This window comes from Flavobacterium petrolei (assembly GCF_003314435.2).
GTDB classification, from domain to species: Bacteria; Bacteroidota; Bacteroidia; order Flavobacteriales; family Flavobacteriaceae; genus Flavobacterium; species Flavobacterium petrolei.
In genome coordinates this window covers 1-11,707 of record NZ_QNVY02000002.1, presented here as the reverse complement: position 1 = coordinate 11,707, position 11,707 = coordinate 1, and the positions used below count along the sequence as shown (strand labels likewise).

At 32.4% G+C, this 11,707-nt stretch carries 10 protein-coding genes and 1 rRNA gene; 8 read left to right on the top strand and 3 right to left on the bottom strand.

Annotated elements, in window-relative coordinates; all coding sequences use genetic code 11:
• Positions 1-397 precede the first annotated feature (397 nt).
• Positions 398-1,447, bottom strand: a complete 1,050-nt coding sequence (locus tag DR871_RS06500) for a response regulator (protein WP_113666026.1) — start codon at positions 1,445-1,447, stop codon at positions 398-400.
• The gene (locus tag DR871_RS06495; RefSeq protein ID WP_242497081.1) at positions 1,444-2,646 is read right to left on the bottom strand and encodes a PAS domain-containing sensor histidine kinase; all 1,203 of its coding nucleotides are present in this window, start codon (positions 2,644-2,646) and stop codon (positions 1,444-1,446) included. The genes DR871_RS06500 and DR871_RS06495 overlap by 4 nt, the downstream gene beginning before the upstream one ends.
• A gap of 474 nt (positions 2,647-3,120) precedes the next feature.
• Between DR871_RS06495 and DR871_RS16650 the strand changes: the two genes are divergently transcribed.
• The 8 genes from DR871_RS16650 (at position 3,121) to DR871_RS16605 (ending at position 11,479) form a co-directional block, all read left to right on the top strand.
• Positions 3,121-3,378, top strand: coding sequence for a BON domain-containing protein (locus tag DR871_RS16650; protein WP_113666028.1), 258 nt, complete (start codon positions 3,121-3,123; stop codon positions 3,376-3,378).
• 179 nt (positions 3,379-3,557) lie between these two features.
• Positions 3,558-3,740, top strand: a complete 183-nt coding sequence (locus DR871_RS06480) for a hypothetical protein (protein ID WP_113666029.1) — start codon at positions 3,558-3,560, stop codon at positions 3,738-3,740.
• A 486-nt stretch (positions 3,741-4,226) separates the two neighbouring features.
• Positions 4,227-4,913, top strand: a complete 687-nt coding sequence (locus tag DR871_RS06475) for a type 1 glutamine amidotransferase domain-containing protein (RefSeq protein WP_113666030.1) — start codon at positions 4,227-4,229, stop codon at positions 4,911-4,913.
• Positions 4,914-4,985: 72 nt separating this feature from the next.
• Complete coding sequence (locus DR871_RS06470) at positions 4,986-6,032, top strand: glycoside hydrolase family 130 protein (protein ID WP_113666031.1); 1,047 nt, start codon at positions 4,986-4,988, stop codon at positions 6,030-6,032.
• Positions 6,022-8,400 carry a glycosyltransferase gene (locus DR871_RS06465; protein WP_113666032.1) on the top strand — a complete coding sequence of 793 codons (2,379 nt, stop codon included), beginning with the start codon at positions 6,022-6,024 and terminating at the stop codon, positions 8,398-8,400. The genes DR871_RS06470 and DR871_RS06465 overlap by 11 nt, the downstream gene beginning before the upstream one ends.
• 303 nt (positions 8,401-8,703) lie before the next feature.
• The gene (locus DR871_RS06460; protein WP_207209797.1) at positions 8,704-9,039 is read left to right on the top strand and encodes a hypothetical protein; all 336 of its coding nucleotides are present in this window, start codon (positions 8,704-8,706) and stop codon (positions 9,037-9,039) included.
• A 1,278-nt stretch (positions 9,040-10,317) separates the two neighbouring features.
• Entirely contained in the window at positions 10,318-10,488 is a 171-nt protein-coding gene (locus DR871_RS16405) for a BON domain-containing protein (RefSeq protein WP_165355313.1), read from the top strand.
• A gap of 784 nt (positions 10,489-11,272) precedes the next feature.
• On the top strand, positions 11,273-11,479 hold the full coding sequence (locus DR871_RS16605) for a transposase (protein WP_113666034.1): 207 nt from the start codon (positions 11,273-11,275) through the stop codon (positions 11,477-11,479).
• A 107-nt stretch (positions 11,480-11,586) separates the two neighbouring features.
• On the opposite strand, the gene rrf is transcribed toward DR871_RS16605, so the two are convergent.
• Positions 11,587-11,696, bottom strand: a 5S ribosomal RNA gene (gene rrf / locus DR871_RS06445).
• Positions 11,697-11,707 lie beyond the last annotated feature (11 nt).

Genomic DNA, 11,707 nt, shown 5'->3' with positions numbered 1-11,707 from the left:
CTGTGAAGCAATATTTTGAAATTTGACATAACGGAAAAAGAACGCACTCTGCTTTGAATGATACAACTATTGAAGAATTTAACGATCAAATTAATTACAAAAATATAGCCTAACTTAATGTGCAGTTTTCATTTGCATATCCAAAGAATCTTTGAGAAAAAAAAGAGGGATAAATAAAGGGTAATATTGAAGAATATTTGAATACTAATTAACAAATGAAAAAGAGTAATTTTTAGTAAAAAATGTAGTAGCCATTTTGAATTGAAATTAGGTAATTAAAAGCACCGGAATTTGCGCAATAGCAGCAGGAATGATAGGATTTATTATCCTAAAATTAATTTTAGAAAAAAGGGAACTACCTGAAAGAAAAGTACCCTGCAGTGCGAGCTTCCAGATCCTAATTTATCATTTTACTAATTTTATCATGATTCAGGATTTTTAACAAACGCCCTTTTTTTTCAATTAGACCTTCATTTTTAAATTCTGTAAGTGTGCGGCTAACCGTTTCAATGGCTGTTCCGGACAATGCAGCAAGATCATCCCTGCTGATACTAACACTGTCAATTGCACTGTTGCTTTTTTTAAACATACGTAGTATCGCTTCTGCAATTCTTTTCCGTACTGATTGATAGGCGAGTTGCAAGAGGTACGCATCTTTATTACGGATTTCATTGGATAGAATTTCAAGAAACTTTCCTGAAACATCTGGATAAAGCCGTAATAACTCATCAAACTGTGATTTAGGAAAAAAGAATAAAGAACTGTCTTCTAAAGCAGTTGCAGTATCATCGTATGGTTTATTGCAAAGGATAACATTATTCCCAAAAAAATCTTCTGTCTGATAAATACCCGTCATTAGTTCACGTCCTTCCTCAGTCATCTTTATCGTCTTAATTTTCCCTGAAAGCACTAAATAAATACCTGTAGCACTATCCCCTTCATAATATACCACTTGATTCTTCTTGAATAACCTACTTTTACGTTCGGCAATGATTTTTTTTAATTCAATCAATCCTTCGTTTTTAGGAATTAGATTATCGAGTTGTTCTAGCGATCTGCTATAAAAATCATGCTGCAAGTCTTTTTTCTTTAATCTGATTTCGATTGCATTTAAGAGTTCTAATCTTCCAAATGGCTTGGTAAGGTAATCATCGGCGCCCATTTCCATTCCTTTACGTAAATCAAGTCGTTCCGATTTAGAAGTAATAAAAATAAAAGGAATATTGGATGTTTCAGCATTTTTATTAATAAGGTATAATACATCATAACCATCCAGGTCGGGCATCATAATATCACATAAAATAATATCTGGTATATCTGTCATAGCAATTTCAAGACCTTGTTTGCCGTTTTTACCTACGGTAACTTCATAATTGGCTAATTCAAGTATTTCAACTATATTATCCCTTATTTCTTTATTATCTTCTATTACTAGTATTTTGCTCATGTATTTGAAAATGTTAACGTAAATAATGTTCCTTTATCTATAACACTACTATAAGAAATTTCTCCCTCCATAAGAGCTATGTACCGGGCGACAATATTTAAACCAAGTCCGGTTCCGGGAATGTTTCCCGTATTATGTGCTCTAAAGAAAGGCTTAAATAAATGCTTTTGGTCTTTTTCAGGAATACCTATTCCTTCATCTTTTACCTTAATGATACAATGCGAATCATTAATTTCGGTTGTAAAATCTATTCGAGAGGTATCACTAGAATATTTTATAGCATTAGTAATTAAATTAATAACACTATTCTTAATTAAATTCTGGTCCAATTTGATTCGCTTTTGAACACCATAATGTGAAAAGTGAATTTGCTGTTCTCCTTTTGACAATAATTGCATCTCTTCTGTAATTTCTTGGGCTAATTGCTCCAAATCAAAACAAGTTAGATTTGCCTTTACCTTACCTACTTCTAATTTTTCTATGTACAAAAAATCATTTAGCACGGTAGTCAAATTTGTTACAGCATTAATTATTTTTCCTGCATGTTTAACGATATTGGGGTTTTCTAATGGTTCTGCATATTTTTCAATAAGTGAAGCTGATAATTGTGCTGTACTCAATGGTGTACGGAACTCATGAGAAGCCATTGATAAAAAACGGTTTTTTAATTTACTCAGCGCCTTTTCTTTTTCTAAAGTTATACTCACTTTTTCTTTTGATTTTTCAAGTGCTTTAATAGTTTCTTTCAAGGTCTTTGTACGTTGCTCAACAAGCTCTTCCAAATGAGATGCGTAATTTTTCAAACGTATCTCATCTTTTTTTTGTTTTGTAAGATCATGTATAAATCCGGCATAAATTCTTCTTCCAGCATACTTTACTTCGCTTACACCAAGTTTAAAAGGAAATTGGTATCCCTCTTTAGTTCTTCCTATGAGTTCTCTTCCAATGCCTGTGATCTGAGCTTGATTGGTACTTTTATAATGCTGAAGGTAGTAATCGTTTGATTCTTTATCTCCATTAGGCATTAGCATTGAGATATTGTTTCCTAAAACTTCTTGCTCTGTATAAGCAAATAGTTTGCATGCCACTGGATTAATGCTTTCTATAATTCCAACATCATCCATAATTATTATGCCGTCAATGGCATTGTATACGAGGGCATGTAGTAAGGTAGCGTTTTCCATAACTTGTATATCCAATGAGCGTTGTTTACTTGTAAAGATAACTTAAACCAGCCCCTAAATACTTTCACGATAAGGGTTATATATTGTAAAATTCACTCCTTTAATAGTTATAATAAGTGATATGAATCACATAAAGTACCTCTCTAGCTCATTTCTTTCTCCTGCTATTTATTCCAACTTTGCCTTAGCAAAGAATGATAAAACATTTAAAAGCACAATATAGAAAAAATGAAAACTGATGGAATTTTACAAGAGCATGTAATACATAGCTTACAGCAAGCATCAGCTATTTATCATTGTAAAATAGTAGTGATTCCAAATAATGATATAATAATGCTTAGTGATATAGTTGAGCATTATACAAAGTAAATAAAAGCCTAAAACATAGCAAGAGAGGTTATAGGTGTAAAATCAACAAGTAATGAAATTGTTCTCCTATTAAACGGATGGGAAGAGAAAAAATATAATGAAATTACTAATGAAATACTAATGATTTTCAGAGGGAATTGGAATACATTAAACGATACCATTAAAGTCAAGGTGATCAATGGATGGGTTACCCTTTCTGGAGAAATAGAATGGAACTATCAAAAAGAAGCCGCCAAATTAATAATAACGAACCTAATTGGTGTAAAATGCGTACGTAATGCTATCTCTATAAAATCTCAAAATAAAGGTCAAATAGATAAACTAACTCTCCAGATAGCACTACAAAACAATCGCAATTTAGATTGTAAAAAAAATTGAAGTAGTAATTTCTAAATACAATATAATCTTAAAAGGAACTGTTGATTATTCCTATCAGAAAGAGCTTGCTAGCCGTATAGCGTGGAAAGCAACAGTAGTTATAAATGTTGATAATTAATTATTAATTAAAGAAGACTAAATAATACAAAATGAAAATAATTTAAAAACTATGCATTTGTATGAATCGCGCCAATGCAGAAATCATAGACTTCACTGATTGGCTTAAGGCTACAGAAGCAATTTTACTTCATTTTGATGTTCAAGACAAACAGGAAACCTTGCAACAAGTGAAAGCGAAATGCACAACAAACAACAATAGCAAAGACAGAATTATTACTATAAAAGTTAGCGAGCATAATTGAAGATTTTGAGGAAGTTTTACTTTTTTGGTCCAAGCAATACAAAGTCGGAACTACTTGATTTTTTAAAAGAAAAGCATCATTTTGACAATATAAAAACAGAAAGTATCGATACTGATAACCAGCCCGATAATTAGCAACAGGAATTTATTAGAGAATATTTCAAACATATTAACGTAAATGAGTAATAAATAGTTTTTAGCATTATCTGGAAATACTTTTAAAAGTATGTTAATCGTGATTTAAACCAAGTGCTTTTAAGTTAAATCTTGCTTCTATAATTAATGAAAAGTCTCTTTTAAGAAAAGCCGAATAAATAACTATAAATTAAACACCCTTACTCTGAAAATTTTTTTTTTAGTTCCTTGTATTTGAAGCGCCAAATGCGCCAATAAACATGAATACAACTGTAAAAAAAGTTAAAAACTGAACAAGAAAAGCTCACAAACAAATCTCTTTTTTCAAATAAAAAATAAAAAAACAACTGATATGAAAATACTAATCGTACTTACCTCACATGCAGATTTAGGAACAAGTGGTGAAAAAACCGGGTTTTGGGTTGAAGAATTTGCTGCACCCTATTTTGTTTTTTTAGATGCGGGAGCAACAATAACCATTGCCTCACCAAAAGGTGGTCAACCGCCTGTTGATCCAAAAAGCGAAGCCGAAGATGCGCAAACTGCGGACACCAAAAGATTCTATAAAGACTCTATTGCCATAGACCTTGTATCACATTCATTAAAACTAAGCGCTATAAATCAAGAGGATTATGATGCCGTTTTTTACCCTGGCGGTCATGGTCCGCTTTGGGATTTAGCAACTGATGAAAATTCTATCAATCTTATTGAAGGATTCTATAACCATCAAAAGCCAATCGCTTTCGTATGCCATTCTCCTGCTGCTTTAGTCAATGTAAAAGCAAAAAATGGCGAACCTTTGGTCAAAGGAAAACAACTTACTGGCTTTTCTAATACCGAAGAGGAAGCGTTGAAATTAACAAAGGTAGTGCCATTTTTACTTGAAGATGAACTGATTAAAAACGGTGCTCATTACAGCAAAGGTAACGGTTTGGAATCCTATGTAAAACAAGACGGATTGCTAATTACTGGACAAAATCAAGCCTCATCAGCAGCAACGGCAAAATTGCTTCTTGAAACCTTAAAAGGCAAAAAATAGGTAACAATTCCGTGATCGTTCGTTTTATAAAAAGTTTAAAACAAGCATAAAATATAAAAAAAACAAGGAAAAATGATACAAGTCAAAAAAGAAGGTGTACTACTAACAAAAACCATACTTCCATTTGAAAATGAAGGTGTACTGAACCCTGCTGCTATAAAGGAAGGTAATTTTGTCCATCTCTTTTATCGTGCTGTCAGGGAAGGCAACCATTCATCCATAGGATATTGTATGCTAGAAGGTCCTTTATTGTTGGTAGACAGAAATAAAAAATCACTTATCGTTCCTGAATTTGATTATGAAAGCCACGGAATGGAGGATCCTAGAATTGTAAAAATTGAAGACCTCTACTATTTGACCTATACAGGTTTTGATGGAATCAATGCCTTAGGATGTCTTGCCGTTTCAAAAGATCTTGTACATTTTGAAAAAAAAGGAGTAATAGTACCTCAAATCACTTTTGCAGAATTTGATCAATTTGCAGAAGAAGAAAGCCCCATCAATACTAAATATTTTCGCTACAACGAGCACACAGGAACTTTAGAGAAAGACAAAAAAAAATACCTCGTTTGGGACAAAAATGTTATTTTTTTTCCCAGAAAAATAAGAGGTAAATTTTACTTCCTACACCGAATAAGACCTGAAGTTCAGATTGTTGTAGGTGTAGATGATTTGAAAGATTTGACAGATGTGTTCTATAAAGATTACTTGAGCCATTTTAATGACCATGTAGTTCTTACTTCAAAATTTGACCATGAAATTAGTTATGTCGGAGGTGGATGTCCTCCAATTGAAACTGATCACGGCTGGCTGTTAATATACCATGGTGTAAAAGATAGCCTTAATGGTTATGTTTATTCAGCATGTGCGGCTTTGCTTGATCTTGAAAATCCACAAAAAGAAATTTCACGCCTCCCATATCCGCTGTTTAAACCAGAACTAAATTGGGAACTGAAAGGCGAAGTTAATAATGTGTGCTTTCCTACGGGATCAGCCGTATTTAACGACACTCTATATATCTATTATGGAGCTGCAGACGAAAGAATCGCCTGTGCCTCTGTTTCCTTATCAAAATTAATAAATGAATTAATGCTTTATAAAAAACAAGATGATAAATAATGTAAGGTCAAATCACAAAGATGGATATGTAGCTATAAACGAAACCGTTTTCAGCTCAATTAAGACTCCAGAACAAAAAAAGAAAAATAGTAATAGGTCCGAAATTTTAATTATTACTTCCTATCCGCCACGCGAATGTGGTATTGCTACCTATTCACAAGATTTAATTTTAGCATTAAACAACAAATTTGAAAATACATTTGATATAAAAATTGCAGCTTTAGAAACGAAAAACCACAAATACAACTATGGAAAAGAGGTTGTATCTATCTTAGAAACAGATAATGAAAATTCGTATTGTGAACTAGCAGAAGAAATAAATAGTAACACATCTCTAGAATTAGTTCTGATTCAGCATGAATTTGGCCTATTCAAAACTAATGAAACTGATTTTGTTCAATTTTTAAAGGCGACCAAAAAAAGTATCATCATTGTTTTTCATACTGTTTTACCAAATCCTGATTCACTATTAAAAAAAAACATTGCACAAATAAATGCTAATGTTGTTTCCTTTATAGTAATGACCAATAATTCTGCCAAATTACTCCATCAGGATTACGGAATTACAATGGAGAAAATCTCTGTTATCCCGCACGGCACACATTTAGTGAAACATACCGATAAAGAAGTTTTAAAAGAAAAATACAATTTGTTAGGCAGGAAAGTAATTTCCACATTTGGTTTACTGAGTTCCGGAAAATCAATCGAAACAACATTAGACGCAATGCCTGCCATTATTGAAAAAAACCCAGACGTTTTGTTCTTGATAATTGGTAAAACTCATCCATCAGTAGTTTTAGAAGAAGGCGAAAAATACCGCCACAGTTTAGAACAAAAAATTGAAACACTAGGTTTACAAGACCATGTGAAATTTATCAATTCATTTTTACCACTTGAAGAATTATTGGACTATTTACAACTTACTGATATTTATCTTTTTACTTCGAAAGACCCTAATCAAGCGGTAAGCGGTACATTTTCATATGCTATAAGTTGTGGCTGCCCGGTAATCTCTACCCCAATACCGCATGCAACTGAAATAGTACAAAACAAGGGGGGAATTACGATTGACTTTGAAAACTCTGAACAACTAGCAACGCAAGTTACATTACTGTTGGATAATCCGCAATTGTGTAAAGAAATTTCAAATAATGGTATTCACAAAATGGCACCAACAGCTTGGGAAAATTCAGCAATTGCACATGCTACATTATTTAAAAGGTTTCTAAACAAAAAGTTAAAAGTAAATTATATAAAACCTGCAATAAACTTAAACCATTTGAAAGAATTGACAACGTCATTTGCAATGATCCAATTTTCGATAATCAATAAACCCGATTTAAAAAGCGGATATACTCTCGATGATAATGCACGTGCTTTAGTAGCTATTTGCCAACATTTTGAATTGACCAATAATCTTGACGACTTAACTTATATTGACCAATATTATCAGTTTATTCACTTTTGTCAACAAGAAAACGGCACATTTTTAAACTATGTGAATGAGGCTAAAAAATTTACCAAACAGAACAGCGAAAATTTAGAAGATTCCAACGGACGAGCAATATGGGCTCTAGGGTTCATGATTTCTTTGAGTGATATATTACCCGAAATACTAATCTCAAAAGCGAGGAAAACAATGCAGTCTGCTTTAACAAGTGCAGTTCAAATGCATTCTACAAGGGCGATGGCTTTTACAATAAAAGGAATCTATTATGGTGGTAAAAAAGAGATGCTTGTTGAAAACAAAATGTTAATCAAAGCATTAGCAAACCGATTAGTACAAATGTACAGACACGAATCGAAAGCAAGCTGGCATTGGTTTGAGAGTTATATGACCTATGGTAACAGTATTTTACCTGAAGCCATGCTTTGCTCGTATTTGACTACCGGCGAAATGATTTACAAAGAAGTTGCAAAAGAATCATTCGATTTTTTACTTTCAAAAATATTTACTAAAAATAGTATTAAGGTCATTTCTAATAAGGGCTGGTTGCATAATGACAAAGCAGTTTATATGGACGTCATTGGAGGGGAACAACCCATTGATGTAGCCTATACTATTATGGCTCTAGCTAAATTTTATGATACTTTTAAAAATAATTCTTATCAGCAAAAGATGGAAATAGCCTTTAGTTGGTTTCTTGGAAATAATCATTTGCATCAGATTATTTATAATCCTTGCACCGGTGGTTGTTATGACGGTTTAGAAGATAAGTATATCAATCTTAATCAAGGAGCTGAATCAACTGTAAGCTATTTGATGGCTCGATTAACTGTAGAAAAATACAGACAGCAATCTGTCACTGAAATTAAAAAACATCATCACAAAAACCGCCACAAAATAGCTGTGACAATTACAACATAAAGATACTATGCAACAGCAATTTTAAAACAAGCAACATGTATTACGACCACTATTAAGCAGGAATGAATTTTATTGGTGGGTGTTATGGTTAATACTTTTTTTAGGTTTTTGCAATCGCTTATACCATTTTTAGGCAAAGAAACCCCATAGATAAGCCACTAGAGATCCTTAAAAAAAGATTTGCTTCATGCTCTATTAGTTTAAAAGAATACGAACAAATAAAGAAAAGTATTGACAAGCCATAGATTACAAGTGCAAATCAAAAAACAAAAAAATTATAATTAAATCATAAATTTCAACAGTATGAAAACCAATAAAAAAAATCTAACATCTTCAAAAATAGAGGGTGAAAAATTAGCTGCATTAAATTACCCCATAAGCGAGAACATCTATGCTAAGCTTACTGAATCCAAGGACATAGATCCTGAAGATGTCTTAAAAAAGAAGCCTTTTATCAAGAAATCGGAATCCAAATGGAATGAAAAAAATTTCAGAGAGGATGTTTCAGGTTCTGACTTAGATGTTCCTGGATCTGAACTAGATGATGCAATGGAAAATACAGGCAGTGAAGATGAAGAGAATAACGGTTATAGTTTGGGTGGCGATGCCCATAATGATCTAGAAGAAGACAATGGGTAGCAATTACAATTTCATAAATATTGGACAGATAAGGTTTTCAATTGAGTGTCAAAGGAATATTTTCTAAGTAACCAGTAAGGATATTGATTTTTTCAATATCCTATCGGCTTATTTCTTCTAAGTACATCATCAACGCTCTCAAGCTGTTGCCAGGAGCAGCGATCAAGATGTTTTATCCCTTTCTTAGCTTAGGTTCGATTTCAAATTTATAATAGGAAACCGTTCTTTTAAAGGTTACAGCTAGACCTACTCCGTTTAGTGGCGCTACAGCATATCTTCTGCATCAAATTCCTACTTAATCAGTACAAAATTCTTTAATGGTGTCATCCTTGTTAAGACCTTTCATTTTGCCATATATCCTTTCGTTCGAAGCACCATTTTTTTTAATCGAAAGTCTAGTTAGTCCAATTATATTTGGAATGATTTTAAACATACATTGTTCCCTTCTGATCATTGAAGAATAAGCTATATCAAGATGATAATCTATAAGTTTTTTACCCGTCTGCTATGCTTCATACACTCCAATGGTGTCAGGCCAATAAAGGTTTCCAGTAAATCGATTTTCTAAATTATAAATAGATTGTCCGTGACGGACTAGGACGAAAGTCGCAATAATTTAATTTAATAACACCTGCAAAGTTGCGTTATAATTAGCAATTATAAAATATGCGCTATTATTCTCAATAGTGTTACTCGTCACAATTATTGATCGACCTTAGATAAGTGTTGCATATCAGTGATTCAAATGATTGCTATCATTCTTTGATTCCTAATAATGGTGCAAATTTGTAAAACTAGTTTACTAAAAATAAATAATAAGCTAAATATTGTTTGTGTCAAGAGAAGAAACTTCACCTGATAATCTTTAAAATCAGGTCCTAACCAAATAATATTTTTTTAAACACCCAATTTTAAATATGATAGCCTAGATAAAAGACTAGTTAATTCTGCCTAGAAAATTTTTCTTATTTATGTAAGATTTTTTAGAGAGCTTTTTATAACGTCTTTTCAGTTCAAAGAATTTATCTATCTATGTTATCCTACACGAAACAAATCCCTTCCTCTAGTAAGAGTATTATAGGTTTGTATATTGGGTTTGGTTCTTACTATTTTTTAATTCATTTGACAAAACAGATAACTTTACAGCCAAATACGGGCTTGAATTACTGAACAATTCGCAAAATAATAAAAATTACTTTTTTAAATAAGCAAGGTCATTTCAGGCCAAATGGTTGTAGTACATCTTTACAGTTAATCATAAACTAAAAAAGCTATAAAATGAAAAGCAATGAAGAACTGCAGAAAAATGTCGTCGATGCAATCAACTGGGAACCTCTTTTGCAGGCTGCCGAAAGTGGAGTAATGGTACAACAGGGAGTGGTAACACTAACAAGGTCTGTAAATATAGATGCAAAAAATCCAAAGCAGAGCACGCAGCAAAAAATATAATAAGTTTAATAAAAGTGCTTTAAAAAATCAATGTAATCTAAATGTTAGTGACAAAAGAATGGAAGCTGGTATTATAGCAGCAATTCAAAATGCTTTCAACTTGCATTGGAAATCCCAACAAATAAAGTAACAGTGTTGGTCAAAAATAGCTGGTCAACTTGAGTGGCAAAATAGAGTGGAATTATTAAAAAAAAGCTACTCAAAAAAAAGTTTGTTACCTCATTGGGATTACAGGCATAACTAATGACATCACTATCAATAACTTCATGTCTCTTATTACCGGATTACATTATTAGCTATTTTAAGCTTAAATCGGTGTAACAAAATCAAAGTACACTATATGTCTATTTGTAAGAAATCAACAAACCATCAACTGAGCATTAAAGAGATAAATTACAATAAAAAGGTTTTTTTATAGTATTGCAGTTGAAGATTGTCTAATTCGAGAACACAAAGTTTTTCTTCACTAAAAAGAAGAAGATGAATTGATTTTACCACTATCAAAGTTGTAGTTAGAGACTGGAATACAGTAGCCGAATGCATCCGTGTAACCCAATAATTTAACTCTTTTTTAAAAGCCAACTTCTTGCTAGGATGAGATACTTACTCACTAAAAGAGAAAATCACAGGACTGAAAATCAAAAAGAAAGAGCTAAAATACTATTTAAAATTTATCCTGATTTAAAATTTGCATACCAAGTATCATCGGAATAATCAAATATATTTCAAAACACCAATAATAAAATATACGCATACACTAAACTAGGCAAAAGACAAGAAAAAAGTGACTCAATCAGGATTTAAGGCTTTCAATAGTATCCCAAGAACCATAATCTATCATTACAAACTATTTTGCAGTATTTTAATAATAGAAGTACAAAAAGCTTCTGTTGAATCATTCAATGCGCAAATAAATACGTTCAGAAGCAAATTTAGAGGCTTAAGAAATATAGAATTCTTCCTATTTAGACTCACTAATTTATGTTCTTAATTTATCTACTCTACAGGTTATGGGATTGATCCGGCAATACCCAGAAACTTCTTACCATTAAAACAAAAAAAAAATCCTCATCAATTGAATGATGAGGATTCTTCAAAGAAAGGCGACGACATACTCTCCCACATAACTGCAGTACCATCTGCGCAGGCGGGCTTAACTACTCTGTTCGGGATGGGAAGAGGTGAGCCCCGCCGCAATAACCACCTTAAGAGGTTATAA

Excerpts from the sequence above, each read along its gene's own strand:
- DR871_RS16405 (WP_165355313.1), top strand. The coding sequence starts at position 10,318 with ATGAAAAGCAATGAAGAACTGCAGAAAAATGTCGTCGATGCAATCAAC.
- DR871_RS06480 (WP_113666029.1), top strand. The coding sequence starts at position 3,558 with ATGAATCGCGCCAATGCAGAAATCATAGACTTCACTGATTGGCTTAAG.
- DR871_RS06500 (WP_113666026.1), bottom strand. The coding sequence starts at position 1,447 with ATGAGCAAAATACTAGTAATAGAAGATAATAAAGAAATAAGGGATAAT.
- DR871_RS06470 (WP_113666031.1), top strand. The coding sequence starts at position 4,986 with ATGATACAAGTCAAAAAAGAAGGTGTACTACTAACAAAAACCATACTT.
- DR871_RS16650 (WP_113666028.1), top strand. The coding sequence starts at position 3,121 with ATGATTTTCAGAGGGAATTGGAATACATTAAACGATACCATTAAAGTC.
- DR871_RS06465 (WP_113666032.1), top strand. The coding sequence starts at position 6,022 with ATGATAAATAATGTAAGGTCAAATCACAAAGATGGATATGTAGCTATA.
- DR871_RS06460 (WP_207209797.1), top strand. The coding sequence starts at position 8,704 with ATGAAAACCAATAAAAAAAATCTAACATCTTCAAAAATAGAGGGTGAA.
- DR871_RS06475 (WP_113666030.1), top strand. The coding sequence starts at position 4,227 with ATGAAAATACTAATCGTACTTACCTCACATGCAGATTTAGGAACAAGT.